Below are 18908 nucleotides of genomic sequence, written 5' to 3'. Positions count from 1 at the left end.
AATCCTTAATTCCAGTTGGGGGTTTCTTTGTTAAGGAAGGCGCGAAGCCCGCGCTGACCTTCCGCAGAAACCCGTTTTTTTGCAATGATTGCAGCTGTTTTTTCGATTAATGCCTCATCGATGGGTTTGCCGTCAACGCAGTCAATCAGTGTTTTGCATTCTGAGACAGCTAGCGGGGCCAGTGTTGTCATCGTTTGGGCATAAGTCAGGGTATAATCCCACAATTGATCCTCATTAATACAATGATGGACCAGATTAAGCTGTTTGGCGCGCTCGGCATCGATCATTTCCGCACTCATGAACAACCATTTGGCCACGCGTGCGCCGACGGCGTTGACGACGTAAGGGCTGATGACCGCGGGGATCAGGCCAAGCTTAACCTCGGAAAAGCAAAAGCGCGCGGATTGTGCTGCGATAGCAATATCACAGGCCGCCACTAAACCGGCACCGCCGCCAAAAGCGGCCCCCTGGACCATGGCGATGGTGGGCTTATTGCTCGTGTAGAGGGTGTTCATCACGCGGGCAAGGACCAGGGCATCCTTGACGTTTTCCTCTTCGGTGTAATGAGCCATTCGCTGCATCCAGTGAGCATCGGCACCGGCTGAAAAATGCTTGCCGTTGGCCTTTAAAATAAGGGCCCGGGTGTCAGGGTTGGCGATGGCCTCATCCAGGGTTTTCTGCAAATCGTGGAGCAGCGTGTCATCGAACGCATTGTGTTTCTCGACGCGGTTTAACGTGATCACCGACACGTGATCCTGGCATTCATGCAACAGGTGGCTCATGGTTTTATCCTTACATGCGAAATACGCCAAAGCGCGTCGCTGAAATGGGGGCATTCAATGCCGCGGACAGACTTAAGCCCAACACCATCCGGGTGTCTTCAGGGGCGATGACCCCGTCATCCCATAAACGGGCGCTGGCATAATAGGGATGGCCCTGCGTTTCATACTGGGCGCGAAGTTCAGCTTTAAAGGCTTCTTCAGCCTCCTCTGACCAGGGGGTGCCTTGTTTGGCATGCTTGTCGCGATTCACCTGCGCCAGCACATTGGCGGCCTGCTCGCCGCCCATGACCGAAATGCGGGCATTGGGCCAGCTCCATAAAAACCTCGGCTCGTAGGCGCGTCCGCACATGGCGTAGTTGCCGGCACCAAAACTGCCGCCGACAAGGACAGTGAATTTGGGCACATTGGCATTGGCAACGGCAGTCACCATTTTGGCCCCATGTTTGGCGATGCCGCCGGCTTCGTATTTGCTGCCTACCATAAAGCCGGTGATGTTCTGTAAAAACAGCAGGGGAATACCGCGCTGGGCACACAGTTCGATAAAATGAGCGCCTTTTAATGCGCTTTCACCGAATAAAATGCCGTTGTTGGCCACAATGCCAATAGGGTAACCATACAGATGGGCAAAACCGCAAACCAGGGTGGTGCCGTACAAGGCTTTGAATTCATCGAATTCGGAGGCATCGACGAGACGGGCAATGATTTCACGGATATCAAAAGGTTTGCGCGGGTCCGCAGGGACGATGCCGTTGAGTTCGTGGGCGGCATACAGGGGTTCGCGACTGTCAATGCGGGCTAACTGCTCCGGCTTTTTGCGATTCAAAAAGGCAATGGCCTGACGCGCCAGAAACAGGGCATGGGCATCGTTTTCAGCGTAATGATCAGCCACACCGGATTGACGGCAATGGACATCGGCGCCGCCCAGTTCTTCGGCGCTGATCACTTCACCGGTCGCCGCTTTGACCAGCGGCGGGCCACCTAAAAAAATGGTGGCTTGATTGCGGACCATGATGGATTCGTCGGCCATGGCCGGGACGTAAGCGCCGCCTGCGGTACACGAACCCATAACCACGGCAATCTGCGGGATGTTTTCGGCAGACAACGTGGCCTGATTATAAAAAATGCGGCCAAAATGATCGCGATCAGGGAACACGTCATCCTGCCGTGGTAAAAAGGCGCCGCCGGAATCCACCAGATAAACGCAGGGCAGGTGGTTGGTGCGTGCGATGTCCTGAGCCCTTAAATGCTTTTTAACCGTAAGCGGATAATAGGTGCCGCCTTTCACGGTGGCATCATTGACCACAATGATGCATTCTGTGCCATTGATTCGTCCAATGCCGGTAATGATGCCGGCCGCGGGGACGACGTCGTCATACACCTGATAGGCTGCAAGCTGCGATAACTCCAGGAACGGGCTGCCGGGATCCAGCAATTGCTGCAGCCTCTCGCGTGGCAACAGCTTGCCATGCTTTAAATGCCTGGCACGCGCCTTGTCATCGCCGCCCCGGGCGATTTGCTCGACAAGACCGCGTAACTGCAAAACCAGGGCGTCCATAGCGGCTGCGTTTTGTTTAAACTCCGTGCTTGCCGTATTAATCTGACTGACAATTTTTGCCATGATAATCCTTAATGAATCAGTATGTTGCTCAATACAATAATTAACCAAAGACACCAGGTCAGCTCAAGCAGATAAGGCATGGGTTTGCCTCGAATCGGACGATAAATGAGTGCTGGGACTGAGGCTAAAAGGATAGGAATCAAGGTCAGCAGAATCACCTTGCGAATCAATAAACCGATGCCGGTGTGACTAAACACGGCGGCGAGCTTGAAATTCACGTAGGCATAAAACATGTCGATATACACAATCAGCAGATGGGCGTATTTGGCAAAGACAATGACCAGAATGCTTAAAGCAAGATAGATAAGACTTTGACGAAGCATGTACATCCTTTGTTATTTTTATTTTGACGATGCCCGCAACCGTCAAACCGATGCGGGCATCATCCAGTGGAGTAGGGCAGCCACTAAACCAGTTCAATGGCCATGGCCGTTGCTTCTCCGCCGCCAATGCAGAGAGCGGCAATGCCGCGGGTCTTCTGGCGTTGTTTCAGCGCATGGATGAGCGTGACTAAAATGCGTGCACCGGATGCGCCAATGGGGTGGCCCAAAGCACAGGCGCCGCCGTGAATATTGACTTTATTGTCATCCAGTTCAAGCTGGGTAATGGCCGCCATGGCGACTACCGCAAAGGCTTCGTTGATTTCAAAAAGGTCAACTTCATTTTTAGTCCAGCCGGCTTTGTTCATGACTTTACGAATCGCATCCACGGGAGCGGTGGTAAACCACTCGGGTGCCTGAGCATGGGTTGCGTGAGCAAGGATTCGGGCCAAGGGCTTTACGCCACGTTTTTTAGCCTGTTCAGCGGTCATGAGGATAAGGCTTGCCGCGCCATCGGAGATGGAACTTGAGTTGGCCGCAGTCACCGTGCCGTCTGCTTTAAACGCCGGACGCAGCGTGGGAATCTTGTTTAATTTGCCAGCATCGGGGCTTTCATCTTTGGATACGGTGACTTCCCCTTTACGGTCTGTGATAGTAACAGGTGCGATTTCGTCAGCAAAGCCATTGTCCTGTTGCGCCTGCAGGGCACGAGTCAATGAACGGGATGCGTAGTCATCCTGCTGAGCCCGGGTAAAACCAAAATGTTCAGCTGTCTGCTCGGCAAAACAACCCATTAACTGGCCGCGCTCATAGGCATCTTCCAACCCATCGAGGAACATGTGATCTTTCAGCTGACCATGGCCAAGACGGTAGCCGGAGCGGGCTTTTTCAAGCAGGTAAGGTGCATTGCTCATGCTTTCCATGCCGCTGGCCAGCACGACATTGGCGGAGCCGGCTTTGATTAAATCATGACCCAGCATCACCGCTTTCATGCCAGAGCCGCACATTTTATTAATGGTGGTTGCCCCCGTGGAATCAGGAATGCCTGCGCCAATGGCGGCTTGGCGTCCAGGCGCCTGCCCGATGCCTGCCTGTAATACGCAGCCGGTGATGACTTCATCAATATCAGAGGGAGAAATGCCAGCCTGTTCGAGTGCTGCACGATGAGCAATGGCCCCTAATTCCGGTGCTGTCAATGCTGACAAAGCGCCCAGCATGTTACCCATGGGGGTGCGTTTGGCAGCAACGATGACGATATCATTCTGATCCATACTCATTTTCCTTTTCCTTATGAAGTTTCTTTAAATAGTTCACGGCCAATTAACATGCGCCGTATCTCGGAGGTACCTGCGCCAATTTCGTACAATTTGGCATCCCGTAACAAACGCCCTGTGGGGTATTCATTAATATAGCCATTCCCGCCCAGAGTTTGAATAGCCTGCAGTGCCATTTGTGTGGCCTTCTCGGCAGTATAAAGGATCACGCCGGCGGCATCGATGCGGTTGACCAACCCCTGATCACAGGCCTTTGCTACGGCATAAAGGTAGGATCGCGAGGCGCTTAATTCCGTGTACATGTCAGCCAGTTTACCCTGAATAAACTGGAATTCGCCAATCGGCTGCCCAAATTGTTTACGCTCATGGACGTAGGGTATGACCACATCCAAACACGCCTGCATGATGCCTACGGGTCCGGCCGCCAGGATGGTCCGCTCATAGTCAAGACCGCTCATCAGCACTTTGGCGCCCTTATTCAGTTCGCCAAGAATATTTTCAGCCGGTACCTGGCAATCTTCAAACACCAGCTCGCAGGTGTTGGAACCGCGCATTCCCAATTTATCGAGTTTTTGCGCCGTTTTGAATCCCTTCATGCCTTTCTCAATCAGAAAGGCGGTAATGCCTTTGCTGCCAGCCTGCTTGTCTGTTTTGGCATAAACCACCAGAACATCGGCATCCGGGCCATTGGTAATCCACATTTTAGTGCCATTGAGAATAAAATGATCACCTTGAGACTGGGCGTGCAACTGCATGCTGACGACATCAGAACCGGAGTTGGACTCACTCATGGCCAGCGCGCCGACAAACTCCCCACTTATAAGTTTAGGCAAATAATGACGCTTTTGCTCGCGGTTGCCGTTCAGATAAATCTGGTTGACGCAGAGGTTGGAATGAGCGCCGTAACTTAAGCCGACCGAGGCTGAGGCGCGCGAAATTTCTTCCATGGCAATGGCGTGAGCCAGATAACCCATGTTCGCCCCGCCGTATTCCTCACTGACCGTAATGCCTAGCAGGCCCATGTCGCCCAGTTTTCGCCAGAGGTGATTGGGAAAGGTGTTTTCCGCGTCAATCTGCGCGGCAATGGGGGCGATTTCATGTTGCGCGAACTGATAAACGCTGTCGCGTAACAGATCATAAGTCTCGCCAAGGGCGTGGTGTAATCCAGTATGCATAGTTGACTTCCTGTTACTTAAACAAATAGGCTAGACTATACCCAATCAAATTCAAGTTGCAACTTCATTTTTAGCAGGCATTGTGCATTAAGGGGCAGGAGTTATGAACAAGCTGGTAATCTGGGGCCATCATGTCGATGAATACAAGGAAATGTTTGATTTAACTGACACGGATCTTCAGGGGAAAATCCTTGAATTTGGCTGCGGCCCCAGTGCCATCAACGCTGAATTGACAGGGAAAGCCAAACAATGCGTCAGCTGCGATCCCCTCTTTAGCCTGGACATGGATACGCTTAATTCCAAAGTGGCGTTGATTTTTGCCGACATGCTTAACAAGGTGACTGAGGAAAAGGAAAAGTTTGATTTCAGCCGTTATGAAAACAATCTCGAAGAACTGGTTGAAAAAAGGCGAAGCGGTCTGTCTGCGTTTTTCGCGGATTACTTGCGAGGCAAAGAAGAAAAACGCTACATCGGCATTACAGAAATCCGGCTGCCTTTTAACGATTTCACCTTCGACTATGCCTTAAGTTCGCATTATCTTTTCGCCGAACTGGAGAATCAAGATGTTGCGTTTCATGCTCAGGCCATTCAGGAACTGGCGCGAGTCGCCAAAGAAGTGCGTATTTTCCCTTTAATTGATCGCCACGGCCAGCCTTCGCCTCTGCTTGGCCCCGTGCTGCTTGAGCTGCAGCAGCACAACTTTGGCGTGGAGGTTCGCAGCGTCAATTATCACCTGCAACCCAGCGGCAATGCCATGCTTCGCGTCTGGGCACAGGAATGCCCTGTTTAACCGACCCGTGCAGGCAATTCAGCCCGAAGCGTTTCGTCTTCGTGGCCTTCCTCCTGCACATCGCCCTCACTGTCTGACAATTGCGCCTGGCATTGCTTTTCCAGTTCAATGAGACTGGTCAGGGTGTCCATGACGTTTTTAAGGGGGGTCCGTTCGTCCGGATTAAAACGAATCATGCCATGCAGCATCTCGTCTAAGGGGGCCGCTATGTCGGAGGGCACGGACATCCCGGTAAACAGCTTAAGCTTTTGTTTCTTACGGTGTTGGTAGTGTTTTTCAAAACTGTCGGCTTTTTTTTCATCGATGTGATCCATGGAACTGTCGCCCCAAAAATCGGCCAGAGCCATGCCCAGTGAAAAAACATCGCCCGCCACACTGATTTTAATTTTAAAGAATGCCTCTGGCGGTAGAAAGGGAAGGCTGCCTTTGATGGTTTTACCCTGGGTTTTACTGCTGGGGCAGGAAAAGGCAAAATCAATTAATTTGACGGTCAGGGGCGAGAGGGAAACCATGATGTTTTCGGGTTTAATATCCCGATGAATACGGCCTTTCGCGTGGAGTTCATTGACGGCTTTGACCATGGCTAACGACAGTTCCAGGTATTCAAGCAGGCTTAATTCAATTTTGCCCTTGATAAGACGCCCTTGCAGTTTAAATAAGTCCATGTCGCCCGCCTTTCGCATGCGCAGGAATCCAAACGCCTTGCTGAATACCGGTTCTTTACACCGTAAAGACTCATCGCCCAGCTGCGTACGCAGCGCTTCTTTATGAATCCGCTTTTCCGGCATCCGGCTTAGGGCAATGCGTTTGATGACTTGTTGCTTTTCCGGCGCCCGTTCCTTAAACGACATGTCATTTTCGCTCTTAATCTTGCCAAGGCTTAACATCACTAACCCATAACTGCCGTTTTCAAACGGTGCATCCAATACCTCCGCATGAATGCAGGTGGCAGTTTTTTCAGTAATGAGCAGCGGGTGCACCAAAAAAATCTCCTCGGTGTTTTCCCCATAAGACAACACGTGTTTCCCAGCGGCGATTTGAGTATCCTCGGCCTGAGTCATTAAATCAAAAAGCAATTTTTTGCCAGCAGCATTGAGTTGGGTGGGATCAATCGTAATCATGGGTATCCTGTTTTTAAGCCAGGGTTTCTGGCGTGGTCTTAAAGGGGGTATTATATTACCTTGTTTTGCCTTCGATTGAATGACTGGAGTTTGATTAAATGTATTCCCTGCTTCGTCCACTGTTGTTTAAACTGGACACTGAGCGTGCGCATGCGCTGGCCCTGCATGCCCTGCATTGGCTGCCTTCCGCTTGTTTTAAAAAACCAAAACCCAGGCCCATTAAGGCCTTAGGTCTTGATTTTCCTCACCCCATTGGCCTGGCGGCTGGGTTTGATAAAAATGGCGAACACCTCGACGCACTGGCTAAACTGGGTTTTTCCTTTATTGAATTGGGCACGGTAACGCCCAGGCCGCAACCGGGTAACCCAGCGCCCCGTCTTTTTCGCCTGCCTAAAGCCAAGGCCATCATTAACCGCATGGGGTTTAATAACCAGGGAGTGGATGCCTTGGTTGGGCATGTTGCCCGGGCGCGCTATCAAGGCATTCTCGGCATCAATATTGGTAAAAATAAAGACACGCCGCTGACACAGGCTGCACAGGATTACCGGTACTGCCTGCAAAAGGTGTTTAAGCAGGCATCCTATGTGACCATTAACATCTCATCCCCCAACACACCCGATTTACGTCTGCTCCAGCGTGGGGATTTTTTTATTGATTTACTGACGCAGTTGACCGACGAACGCAAGCGTCTGGAAGATCAATACCAGCGCAGCGTCCCGCTGCTGGTTAAAGTGTCTCCGGATGAAAGCGACGACGCGTTGAAACAGATGGCTGACGTGGTGGTCAGTCGGGGAATGAATGGCATCATCGCCACTAATACAACATCTGGGCGAGAGGCAGTGGCGTCCCTACCCCATGGTCAGGAAGCAGGCGGCTTAAGCGGGCAGCCCCTGGCTTCGCGTTCGACCGCCTGTTTACGCCTTTTAAACGAAGTGGTCGGCAAAGACGTCTGTTTGATTGGTGTTGGCGGCATCGACAGCGGTGAAATAGCACGGGAAAAGCTGGCGGCGGGCGCTTCATTGCTGCAGGTTTACACTGGCTTGATTTATCAGGGGCCAGGGTTAGTCAGCCGTCTGGCGACCGCCCTGGATGCTTAGGCAGACTGCTACACTTAAGAGGAAGGGGAAAAAGCAAAAGGAGGTTCCCATGACCCGCTATACCAGCAACCCTCAGCCTTATGCCGTTGATCGCAAGGACAAAAGCGACGACAAACCAAAAAGCCGGCTCGACGGCAGTGAAATTGAGGATCGGAAACGTGACAAAGCGGCTTTGGAAAAACGCAACATCAAAACCAAATGAGCTGAATGAGCCCCATGCACCATCGGCATGCAGTAGCTCATCGAGCCTGTGGCTGGGAATAGCCTTGTGGGGCGGCTATACTCATGCACAGCAACGAGGATGCCATCTTGAAACAAAACAGGGATTGTTATGATTGCGTAATCATTGGCGGCGGGCCAGCGGGTTTAACGGCAGCACTCTATTTAGCCCGCTTTCGCCGTGATTTTAAAATTTTTGACAGCGGCGAAAGCCGGGCGGCCCTGATTCCTGTTTCTCATAACTACCCGGCATTTGTAGAGGGGGTAGCGGGCGTCAGGTTACTGGCGTTATTGAAAGCGCAGCTGGCCTGCTATGAAACCACGGTCACAACTGAGAAAGTGAGGCAACTAAAAAAGAAGGACGGGTCATTTGAAGTCTTTACAGACAGTGCCTGCTATCTCGCCAGCACGGTCCTTTTAGCGACCGGGGTTATCGATATCAGCCCTGATTTACCGCATACGGAAAAAGCCATTGCCGAAGGATTATTGCGCTATTGCCCGGTCTGCGATGCCTATGAAGTCAAAAACAAGCGCATTGGTGTGATTGTTCAGGATAGAAAAGGGTTGAACGAAGCCTTGTTTGTGAGGCATTACTCGGACGACGTGCTGGTGCTGACGCAAAAAAACACCGTTCTGACAGACTACGACAAACGGCGCATGAGGCAGGCGGGTATCCGGCTGCTGTCTCAACCTGACATTCATTTGGATTTCAAGCACCGTTCCATTGAGATTCAAGCGGAACCAACCCTCCGTATCGACACCCTCTACGCGGCCCTGGGGACCATTCAGCAGAATAAACTGGCCCTTGATCTCGGTGCGCGTGAAAACAAGGGTGATCTGCTGGTCAACCGGCACCAGGAAACCTCCGTTCCGGGCCTGTATGCAGCAGGGGATATTACGGCCGGTTTAAATCAACTGGTTGTCGCGCAAGGACAGGCAGCCATTGCGGCAACGGATATCCATAACCGCTTGAAAAAAAGGCGCTAATGGCGATAAAACCGTGGAATACTTGGCGCAGGCTCGGGTTTAAGGGTACAATTTGGCTTTTTTAAGGTCAAAAACAGTCCATCTCCATGAATAATCAAGCGCCTGCCAGTTCCAAAGCCTTGTACCGCCGCCTCCTGACTTATGTTAAACCCTACTGGATGGTGTTGGCGCTGGGGATCATTGCAAACATTTTATACTCAGGCATCGATGCCACCTTTACCTACCTTATGCGTCCCTTTCTTGATAAAAGTTTTATCAATGTGGATATGGCTTTTGTTCGGCAAATCCCTTTACTCGTTCTGCTGGGGGTTTTATCACGGGCCGTGGTCAGTTCGCTTGGCAGCTATTGCATGACCTGGGTATCCCGATCCGTCGTGCAGGTCTTAAGGCAGCGGGTGTTTGCTCATATTATCCGTTTGCCGGCGGATTATTACGATGAAGCCACGTCCGGTCAACTTCTATCCAAAATTCTCTACAACGTGGAGCAGGTGGCCCAGGTCAGTGCCGATGCACTCACTGATTTTATCCAAAACGCTTTTTTAGTCGTCGGGCTTTTAACCGTGATGATGGTCATTTGCTGGCAGTTTTCCCTGATGTTCCTGCTCACCGTGCCTTTCGTGGGGCTGATTGTCAATTACACCAACAAGCGGGTCAGGCGTATCAGTCACAGAGTGCAGAAATCCATGGGGGAAGTGACTGAAATTGCCAGTGAAGCGATTGACGGGTACCGGGTGGTGCGTATTTTTGGCGGTGAAGCGTATGAAATGGCCAAATTCAATCGTGCCACCGAAGCCTCGCGGGTCAATGACATGAAAGTGGCCGTCAGCAAGGCCATCAATGTGTCCGGTGTGCAATTTGTGCTGGCGATTGGCATTACTGCCATTCTGTATACAGCCATTCACCTGGCGGCGGTGATCCCCATTTCTGCCGGCTCGTTTGTGGCGATTATCGCGGCCATGCTGCAATTAATCAAGCCGATGAAAACCCTGACCACGCTCAATGCCACCATTCAAAAGGGACTCGCCGGTGCTGAGAGCGTTTTTGCCATGTTAGACAGTCCGGTTGAAACGGAGCAAGGCAGGGCATTGACGTCAAGGGCACAGGGTGAAATACGCTTTGAGAAGGTGGGTTTTGCCTACCGCCAGGGTCAGGTGATTCTCAATAACATCAATCTCCTTATCCCAGCGGGCCAGACTGTGGCGCTGGTGGGACATTCCGGTAGCGGTAAAACCACGTTGGCGAGCCTCCTGCCTCGCTTTTATGAAGTGACTGAAGGGCAGATCTGCCTGGATGGCGAACCCATCCATCAATTGAAGCTGAGCAGCCTGCGTGAGCAGATGGCTCTGGTCAGCCAGCATGTGACTTTATTCAACGACACCCTGGCCAATAACATTGCCTACGGCCGTTTTGATGTGAGCCGTGATGACATTGTGGCGGCAGCCAGACTGGCGTTTGCTGATGAATTTATCCAGCGCCTGCCGGAAGGGTATGACACGCGGGTGGGCGAAAACGGCTTCCTACTTTCAGGCGGACAGCGTCAGCGTCTGGCCATTGCCCGGGCCATTTTAAAAAACGCACCCATTCTCATTCTTGATGAGGCCACTTCCGCGCTCGACAGCCAGTCGGAGCAGGCGATTCAGTCCGCGCTGGAGCATGTTATGAAAAACCGCACCACGCTGGTCATCGCCCATCGCCTGTCCACCATTCAGCGTGCGCACAAAATCGTGGTATTGGATAAAGGTCGTATTGTGGAACAGGGAACCCATCAGGAACTGCTTGAACGCAATGGCCATTATGCGCAACTCTATCGTGCGCAGACCTTGCACCATGCGCACGAAGACAGGGTGACTTAATGCCGGCCATGCTTGAAAAACTATGGTATGGGGGGTACCGAGCCTACTGGTTACTGGTTCCCTTCGCCTGGCTTTATCAAGCTGCCAGTGCCTGCCGCCGCTTTTTTTTGCAACGGTTTCGCCAGCAGCAGTTTCAGGTTCCTGTCATCGTTGTGGGGAATCTTTCCGTCGGGGGCGTGGGTAAAACCCCGTTAGTGATTGCCATAGCCCGGCAATTGCAGGACAAAGGCATCAAAGTCGGCATTGTCAGCCGCGGTTACGGTGCCCGCCTGGCTGCTTTCCCTCATGAAGTGACACCCGACAACACCGCGGCAGAGGTAGGGGATGAGCCCCTGCTTATCCGAGAAAAAACCGGGTGTCCCGTCGTGATTGCCCCGAAACGGGTTGAAGCCGTTCGTTACCTGCTGCAACACCACCACCCGCAGGTGATTGTAAGCGATGACGGGTTGCAGCATTATGCCATGGGTCGCGCCATTGAAATCGCAGTCATCGATGGCCAGCGCGGTCTGGGTAATGGCTGGTGTCTGCCGGCAGGGCCGTTGCGTGAGCCGCCAGGCCGACTCAAGGAAGCCCAGCTGGTGGTCGTTAATCAGGGAAGCTGGCCCAATGCTTACCCCATGACGCTGACGCCCGGCGCCTTAACCCACCTGGTTTCCAGACGGCCCGTTGCAAAAGAGGAACTTACCCTGCCCATCGCCGCCATGGCCGCCATTGGCAACCCGCAGCGCTTTTTTTCAACTCTGCAACAAATGGGCTTGATTTTTCAGCAATATTCTTTCCCTGATCATCACTTTTTTACGGCAAATGAGCTACAATTCTCCGAATCATCGGTCATCATGACTGAAAAGGATGCGGTGAAATGCCATTCCTTCGCAAGGGAAGGCTGGTATGTCTTACCGGTTGAAGCCACCTTACCTGATTTATTCTGGCAAGCCTTGTGGTCACAAGAACAATTAAAAGGGTTAATTTCCACATGAGACACGTTAAATTATATGGATTCCTGCTTCTTGGGTTATTCATGACCGCCGCATTCCCAAGCGACAAGACGGCCGCACCCAAGCCGGAGGAAGCCGCGCCGCCTGAAACGCCGGTGGCCAATATTCTCTCCTTAAGCGCCAAGCAGGCTGACTGGGTGTTTTCCGGCGCCGTGACCAATGAAAGCGGCGATCGCTACAATTATTACTTTGAGTTGCAACGGAATGACCAGCAATTCCATGCCCAGGCGATTTTAGTCGATGCCCAGAGCGGCGAACTGGTGCTGCATGAGCAAAGCGACAGCTTAATTGACGATCCTGAGAGCAGCCAATGGCGGGTAGGCAAGGCGTTTCTGCGCTTTAATGCCATCAATAACAGTTGGATTTTCGGGGTCAAAGGGAAAGACAGAGGGTTTAATTTCAAAGTGGACATGCTGGGGCTTTCCGGCACCAATTATTCCAGGCAACAGGACATCCGCAACGGCATTGAATTGCTGATTAATCAGACGGGTCGTTTAAACGGTCATTTACAAACCGGTGAAAACAATCAGGAGCAGTTCGTCACGGCGAAAAAAGCCTGGTTTAGGCAAGTGTGGGTCAGCAAGCCGCAAACCCTTGGCCATCCCATGACCGCGGTGCTGTGTGAATTCAATGACGGCGGCGGGTTTTACGCGGTCAATCTTAAAGAGGCCGATGCCCTACGCGGTGCAGTGGCTGGTTTTCGAAATGAAGAAGGCACTGCCGTGCCGGTGTCGCAATTTGTGACAGTCAAAAAAGACAAAAGCGGCTTATGGGTTATTCATATTCCTTCGCCGAAGCTGACGTTAACGCTGAAGGACATGCTGGAGCAACTCAATACCGGTCATCAATTGGTCGCCGGTCTGGTGAAAGGGGTAAAGCCTGGTTTTTGCGCCATCAGCCTGCAGGACATCGGGCAAACCCCTGCCTCACTTCCTCAAAAAACGGCTTAGACCCCGTTTTTATCCGGTAGTAACAACGCAAGTCCTGCGGCAATGATTAAGCCGCAGGGTACAATGACCAAGGCCCATTGGTAATCAGCCAGGGTGTAGGTCTCGCGGCTGCCACGCAGAAAATCAAGAAAATACCCCACCAGCGGTTGCAGTAAGGGCGCGGTTAACATGGCCAGGGTATTGGTAAAGCCTGTGCAGGTGGATAAGGTGTTCTGTGGAGCCAACTCATTGGCAATGGAATAAGACAGCATGTAAGCGCCGCAGCAGACACCAATCAAAAACATAAGCCACGCCATGCTCACTGAAGACTGGATGGGCATGAACAGGGCAATGAGTAAAAAGACGGCGGTGGACAGGCAGGAAAACAACATGAGCGGGGTTCGGCGATGAAAATAACCGGCCAGGTAGCCGAAAAGCGGGCAACTCACCGCCGCGCCAAGAAAAACAAAGGCATCAACGAAACTGGCTTCCTTAAGGGTTAAATTCAATTTGATTTGTAAAAACGGAATAGCCCACAATGCCCCAAAAACGGTGATGACAGTAAAGCTTAACCCTACAAACAACCCATTAAACCAGGCTTTGGGCGATTTAAGAATAAAAAGCAGCGGTTTCAGTTGGGCTAAGCGGATGGCTTGCCGAGGTTTCGGTGGAATAAGCTGCCAGCAGCAGAATGCAATGACTATCCCGCCCGTGCCTGCGCAGTTAACAAAAAAACGCCAGCCCCAATGCGTAATGAGCCCCCCAAGGCATATCATGCCGAGCATGGTCATTAAAAAGCCTAAGGTTTCTGAAAGGCCAATCATGAAGGCAAATTGCCGGATTGGGAAATGCTCGCGCAGCAAAAGGGAAAGCCCCACAAAAGCAAAGGAAGAGCCGGCTCCAATCATCAGACGGCTCAAAACCAGTGCCCATAATTGTTCGCTATGAGCAAAAAGAAAGCATCCAAGACTGCAGAGCAGGGCATTGACGGTTAAAAGGAAACGAGGGTTAGCCCGGTCAAAAAGAATGCCGACCGGTATCTGCAGGCTGGTGTAAACATAGTAAAACGAACTGCTCAAGAAACCTGCCATGAGGGCTGATAGTTTCATTTCCACCATGATGGCACCGATGATGACGCCCGATGACAATTGCAGAAAAAATTGAAACAATACAAAGGAAACCCCTACCAGCCAGATTAAAATGCGCCGGGTCGACAGGGAAAGCGGTATACTAAGAGAAGACATTAATCTCAATTCAGATTAAAAAAGTGCTGAATATACCCCCTAACTTGGCATCGAGCAATGTTTACGAGGAAATATGAACTTACGTGATCTGCAGTATTTTGTGGTTTTAGCCAAAACCGAGCATTTTGGCGAAGCCGCAAGGCAATGTTTTGTCAGCCAGCCGACGTTAAGCATGCAGATTAAGAAGCTGGAGGAAGAGTTGGGCGTGCAGTTGTTTGAGCGCGATAACAAGCGGGTGATGCTCACCGATTCTGGACGTTTGCTGCTTGGGCGGGCTAAGGCTATTCTCTCGCAGGTTGCCGAAATGAAAGAGATGGCTAATGCCGCGCGCGATCCCTTCGCTGGTGAATTGCATCTGGGCGCTATTCCTACAGTGGCGCCTTACCTGTTGCCGCTGATTATGCCGGGTATTCAAAGCCATTTCCCGCAATTAAAAATCTGGCTGATTGAGGATAAAACCCATCATTTAGTACAGCGCCTGCAGGAAGGAACGCTCGATGCCGCCATCATGGCTTTGCCAGTGCCCGGGGATTTCGAGCATCACTTGCTTTTCGAAGAACCCTTTTATTTTGCCTGTTCGCCCGATTATCCTTTACCCACCGGACGGCCTGTCCAACTTGAGCAGTTAGCCGGGCAGCCGATCATGCTTCTTGAAGAAGGGCATTGCCTGCGTGAACAGGCCATGTCGATTTGCCAGACCGTCAAAGCAGAAACCACGGTTGATTTTACCGCTACTAGCCTTGAAACCCTGAGGCTTATGGTGCAGGCAGGCCGAGGCGTCACCCTGATGCCCGCTCTGGCGGTGCTGGGTGTTGCCGAGAGCGAATTAAAAATTCTGCCTTTCGCCAACGCCAACGCTTCTCGCCGCATGGCGTTATTCTGGCGCGGCAGTAGCGCCAAACGACGTTGCCTTGCGGCCATGGCTGAGGTGATTCATGACAGAATGACCGCGATCCTGCCGATTGAGCGCCCGTGATTTTTCAAAACACCTGTTGCTGTCTGACGCCTTCTCTTGCTAGAGTGGAAGCTCCCTTTCTTTGCTGATTTTCTATGTCGCAACCTGCTGAAATTAAACATCTTCGCGTTGGCTTTGAGACGGCTGAAACGACCATTACGGCGGTCGATGACATCAGTTTTAATCTAATTCCCGGCGAGACCATGGCTCTGCTTGGCGAGTCAGGTTGCGGTAAATCCTTAACGTCGCTGGCACTTATGCGTCTGTTGCCGCCTTATGGGGTGTATGGTCAGGGCAGCGAGGTGCAGGTGCAGGGCGAGGATTTGCTAAGGCTACCGGAATCCATGATGCGGCAGTTACGGGGACGGCGATTGGCGATCATTTTTCAGGAACCGATGACGGCGTTAAATCCCGTACTGAAAATAGGAGAACAATTGGCTGAAGCCTTGCGGCAAAGTAATAAAAAATGTAACCACGCGTCCTTGCAAAAGCGCATGGTGTCGCTGTTGAAAGAAGTCGAAATTCCAGAACCCGAGTTACGCTTAAACCAATACCCTCATCAATTGTCAGGCGGACAAAAGCAACGGGTTGTCATCGCCATGGCACTGGCTAATCATCCTGAAATCCTGATTGCTGACGAACCCACAACCGCGCTGGATGTCACCATCCAGGCGCAGATCCTGCAATTGCTTAAAAAACTTCAACAGGAGCATCAGATGAGCATGTTGCTCATCACACACGATTTAAGCGTGGTGAAGGCCGTGGCGGATCGTGTGAGTGTGATGTATGCGGGTCAATTGGTTGAACAAGCCACGGTTGATGAGTTTTTTAGCCAGATTAAACACCCTTATTCGCAGCAATTGTTTGCTTCTTTACCGGAGTTTAATAAGCGGGGGCATCGTTTACAGACGATTGCGGGGAGTGTACCGACTCTCGATGCCATGCCCTCTGGCTGCCGTTTTCACCCGCGTTGCGCTCATCGTTTTGCCCCTTGTGATGTCATTGAGCCTGCCCTGCAGGAAGTGGATCAGCGATTGGTGCGTTGCCATCTGTATCCTGAGCACCATGAGCCGCCGCCGCTTCAGGACGTGCAGCAACGCTGGGAAAAACAGACGGTGGCGGACGAGGTGATTCTTCGTGCTGAAAACCTCCGTGTGGACTTTATTCTGGGCAAGCGCCTTTTTCATAAAAGTCAGGTGCTTCATGCCGTGGATAATCTGTCGCTGACCTTGCGCCGTGGTAAAACCCTGGCCTTGGTCGGCGAATCCGGTTGCGGTAAAACAACGGCGAGCCGTGCCTTGTTGCGGCTGTTGCCGATTACTTCAGGCGAAATAGTTTACCGTGATCAGGATATCCGTGCGCTGCGGGGCAAGGCATTACGCGATTACCGTAAAAAGGTGCAGATAGTCTTTCAGGATCCGTTTTCATCCATGAACCCGCGCATGACGGTCGGGGAAATCATCGCGGAGGGCATGCAGGCTCAGGGAATGGCGGCTAAACGAATTGCAGAGAGGCAGCGTTGGCTACTGGAGCGGGTGAATTTGCCGCAGCAGAGCCTCGATCGTTACCCGCATCAATTTTCAGGCGGTCAGCGGCAACGCATCTGCATCGCCCGTGCGTTAGCCACTGAACCTGACGTTGTCATCTGTGACGAGCCGACCAGCGCGCTCGATGTTTCAGTCCAGGCTCAGATTTTAAATCTGCTCAAAGAGTTGCAGCAGGAGTTGGGCATGGCTTATTTGTTTATTACCCATAACATGGCCGTGGTGTCCTACATGGCCGATGACGTCATGGTCATGCGTAAGGGGCGCTGCGTGGAAGAGGGATCCTGCGAAGCGATCTTTAAGCACCCGCAGCAGGCGTATACTCGGCAATTGTTAGCCAGTGTGTTGCAAATTTAAAGTGTTAAGGGGCATTGAACCAGCCACCCGTTTTGCCGGGAATCAGCAATGTGGCAGGTGGTTTTTCACCACGCATTATTTCCTGAAAAACATTCTGCTGTAACGCTCAGAATCGATCATTTCTTAATGCTTTGCAATAAATCGGCGCTTTTGGTGCTGGTATCCGGGCGATGAGACGAGAAAAAACGATTGCGATGCATGCTCATCAACGCGCCATTGTCTATTTTTTTGCCATTAATTTCTAACGTGGACTTTTCTTTTTCCCATTGCTCAACAAGGCCTCGAATGCCATCCAGAGAAGTAATGTCTGACTCTTTAATTTTGGCATGCAGGGCTTTTAAGCTTTCAATCTTGGCCGAGGGATCCAGCATGAGGTGCTGATGCCACTGACCAAGCTCAGCAATCCGTCTGCTTATGGCTTCCATTGCGTCCATTTTTTTGGTTTGGGCCGGTAGAGAAATGGCCTCTATCGCTGAATGAAGTGTATCGGCCTGATCGAGAGGCACAAAGACGCAGTCAAAACGCTGCCCTTGATCCTCGATGGTTTGGAATTGACAGTCAGGCAGCGTGGTTTTAATAAAGGTAAAATCGTTGCAAGGCAAGGATTGCTGACCGACAGTGTATTGAGGAAAACGAATGGCAATGGCTTTATGATTGAATGTGTCAGCGGCCATACGCACTAAAATGTCTGGTTTTCCTAATCGCTCGCGTAAACCCTTTTCATACTCAAAGATTGTTTCATCATTGATTTCCTTACTCTTTTTGTAGCTGTCATCCAGACACATGATCATACGGAATTCAAGATGGGGCTTGATTTCGTCGACAGGGCGCGAATCGACAACCACATTGCCTGAGTTAAAATCAAGCACATGGGTTTCTAATTGATGGATACCGGTGGCATCGCGATAGAATCCGCCGTCTGGATGGTCCCCATTCTGGGCATCGGGCGGCAATCCGTCAGCTTGATTCAGTTCGTTAGGTATGACGCCGGTCATGATATTACGGGGGGCATCATCCAGGGGAGCTAGACGGGAGTTGGTGTCGCCGAGAATAATGGATACGTCACTGCGTGTATTGGTTAACAACGCTTCATATGTTTTTTCGTGACCGTCAGGGAAAGCACTGTAAATACCCCAGGTATTGTGAAAATCAAGGGTTAACCCCTTGTTATCCTTATCTTTAACCGTCACTGAGCGTATTCTCGTTTTACGATCCAGTTGAGTGGACTGTTCTTCAAAACGTTTTTTGGAGTAGCATGTGACCAGTCCGGTGTTAAACTCAGCCTTGATCTCCCAGTCGTCCCCCAGCGCGGCGCGTAAATCCTCGACCACCGACTCACCGGCCTCTTGCAGGAATAGAACCTCCGCCTTGTGTTTTTTTATCCCCTTGGCTAAACCGGTAATAATCCGCTGATGACGTTTGGGTGTGTCTTCTTTAGCATCTTTTGCATGAATACCCGAACACGCTGAAGTCCCAAGAATATTAAGCGATATCATGACCAAGGGTTTTTTGCCCTTACCCAATGGAACCTGGGTCAGAATGGGTAAATGATCCGAGTAAGCAAGGTCCGGATTTTTCTGTACTTCATCAAGTGTTGGGAAAAGCGGATGCAAGCGCGGTGGCATGGTTGCTCTTAAGGTATTAATAC

General features: G+C 51.4%; 17 protein-coding genes. 9 read left to right on the top strand and 8 right to left on the bottom strand.

The features are described from left to right. Positions 1-5: 5 nt before the first annotated feature. The 5 genes from DYE45_RS10895 to DYE45_RS10875 all read right to left on the bottom strand — a co-directional run bounded on the left by DYE45_RS10895 (position 6) and on the right by DYE45_RS10875 (position 5169). Positions 6-782: an enoyl-CoA hydratase-related protein gene (locus DYE45_RS10895; RefSeq protein ID WP_108290525.1), complete on the bottom strand. Its 777-nt coding sequence runs from the start codon at positions 780-782 to the stop codon at positions 6-8. Between the two features lie 10 nt (positions 783-792). Next, complete coding sequence (locus tag DYE45_RS10890) at positions 793-2400, bottom strand: carboxyl transferase domain-containing protein (RefSeq protein WP_108290523.1); 1608 nt, start codon at positions 2398-2400, stop codon at positions 793-795. Between the two features lie 8 nt (positions 2401-2408). Further along, a complete protein-coding gene (locus DYE45_RS10885; RefSeq protein ID WP_058531116.1) occupies positions 2409-2723 on the bottom strand; it encodes a hypothetical protein in 315 nt (104 codons plus the stop codon). A gap of 83 nt (positions 2724-2806) precedes the next feature. Then, the gene (locus DYE45_RS10880) at positions 2807-3991 is read right to left on the bottom strand and encodes a thiolase family protein (protein WP_108290521.1); all 1185 of its coding nucleotides are present in this window, start codon (positions 3989-3991) and stop codon (positions 2807-2809) included. A gap of 17 nt (positions 3992-4008) precedes the next feature. Continuing rightward, positions 4009-5169, bottom strand: a complete 1161-nt coding sequence (locus DYE45_RS10875) for an isovaleryl-CoA dehydrogenase (protein WP_108290519.1) — start codon at positions 5167-5169, stop codon at positions 4009-4011. Positions 5170-5272: 103 nt separating this feature from the next. Between DYE45_RS10875 and DYE45_RS10870 the strand changes: the two genes are divergently transcribed. Next, positions 5273-5959 carry a hypothetical protein gene (locus tag DYE45_RS10870; RefSeq protein ID WP_108290517.1) on the top strand — a complete coding sequence of 229 codons (687 nt, stop codon included), beginning with the start codon at positions 5273-5275 and terminating at the stop codon, positions 5957-5959. Here the strand turns inward: DYE45_RS10870 and DYE45_RS10865 are convergent. Continuing rightward, positions 5956-7080 (bottom strand): protein kinase domain-containing protein, encoded by a 1125-nt coding sequence (locus tag DYE45_RS10865; RefSeq protein ID WP_108290515.1) that lies wholly within the window; start codon positions 7078-7080, stop codon positions 5956-5958. The genes DYE45_RS10870 and DYE45_RS10865 overlap by 4 nt on opposite strands. Before the next feature lie 98 nt (positions 7081-7178). On the opposite strand from DYE45_RS10865, the gene DYE45_RS10860 reads away from it, so the two are divergent. The 6 genes from DYE45_RS10860 (at position 7179) to DYE45_RS10840 (ending at position 13181) form a co-directional block, all read left to right on the top strand. After that, positions 7179-8177 carry a quinone-dependent dihydroorotate dehydrogenase gene (locus tag DYE45_RS10860; protein WP_108290513.1) on the top strand — a complete coding sequence of 333 codons (999 nt, stop codon included), beginning with the start codon at positions 7179-7181 and terminating at the stop codon, positions 8175-8177. Positions 8178-8226: 49 nt separating this feature from the next. Then, positions 8227-8379, top strand: coding sequence for a hypothetical protein (locus DYE45_RS14720; protein ID WP_160160729.1), 153 nt, complete (start codon positions 8227-8229; stop codon positions 8377-8379). Between the two features lie 107 nt (positions 8380-8486). Further along, positions 8487-9383, top strand: coding sequence for an NAD(P)/FAD-dependent oxidoreductase (locus DYE45_RS10855; protein WP_160160728.1), 897 nt, complete (start codon positions 8487-8489; stop codon positions 9381-9383). A gap of 86 nt (positions 9384-9469) precedes the next feature. Then, the gene (gene msbA / locus DYE45_RS10850) at positions 9470-11236 is read left to right on the top strand and encodes a lipid A export permease/ATP-binding protein MsbA (RefSeq protein ID WP_108290509.1); all 1767 of its coding nucleotides are present in this window, start codon (positions 9470-9472) and stop codon (positions 11234-11236) included. Beyond that, on the top strand, positions 11236-12213 hold the full coding sequence (gene lpxK / locus DYE45_RS10845; protein WP_108290507.1) for a tetraacyldisaccharide 4'-kinase: 978 nt from the start codon (positions 11236-11238) through the stop codon (positions 12211-12213). The genes msbA and lpxK overlap by 1 nt, the downstream gene beginning before the upstream one ends. Next, positions 12210-13181, top strand: coding sequence for a hypothetical protein (locus DYE45_RS10840; RefSeq protein WP_108290505.1), 972 nt, complete (start codon positions 12210-12212; stop codon positions 13179-13181). Before lpxK ends, DYE45_RS10840 begins: the two co-directional genes overlap by 4 nt. Here the strand turns inward: DYE45_RS10840 and DYE45_RS10835 are convergent. Beyond that, positions 13178-14404 (bottom strand): MFS transporter, encoded by a 1227-nt coding sequence (locus tag DYE45_RS10835; RefSeq protein WP_115300900.1) that lies wholly within the window; start codon positions 14402-14404, stop codon positions 13178-13180. The genes DYE45_RS10840 and DYE45_RS10835 overlap by 4 nt on opposite strands. Before the next feature lie 73 nt (positions 14405-14477). Here DYE45_RS10835 and DYE45_RS10830 point away from each other — a divergent pair, with 73 nt between their 5' ends. Together DYE45_RS10830 and DYE45_RS10825 are read left to right on the top strand one after the other, a co-directional pair. Then, positions 14478-15380 carry a LysR substrate-binding domain-containing protein gene (locus tag DYE45_RS10830; RefSeq protein ID WP_115300899.1) on the top strand — a complete coding sequence of 301 codons (903 nt, stop codon included), beginning with the start codon at positions 14478-14480 and terminating at the stop codon, positions 15378-15380. Positions 15381-15454: 74 nt separating this feature from the next. Further along, positions 15455-17260: an ABC transporter ATP-binding protein gene (locus DYE45_RS10825; protein ID WP_108290499.1), complete on the top strand. Its 1806-nt coding sequence runs from the start codon at positions 15455-15457 to the stop codon at positions 17258-17260. 116 nt (positions 17261-17376) lie between these two features. Here DYE45_RS10825 and DYE45_RS10820 read toward each other — a convergent pair whose 3' ends face one another. Beyond that, positions 17377-18885 (bottom strand): endonuclease/exonuclease/phosphatase family protein, encoded by a 1509-nt coding sequence (locus DYE45_RS10820; RefSeq protein WP_115300898.1) that lies wholly within the window; start codon positions 18883-18885, stop codon positions 17377-17379. Positions 18886-18908 lie beyond the last annotated feature (23 nt).

It is taken from the genome of Legionella taurinensis (genome assembly GCF_900452865.1).
GTDB classification, from domain to species: Bacteria; Pseudomonadota; Gammaproteobacteria; order Legionellales; family Legionellaceae; genus Legionella_C; species Legionella_C taurinensis.
Note: the sequence above shows the minus strand (reverse complement) of the source record. Positions and strands in the feature narration are given on the sequence as shown.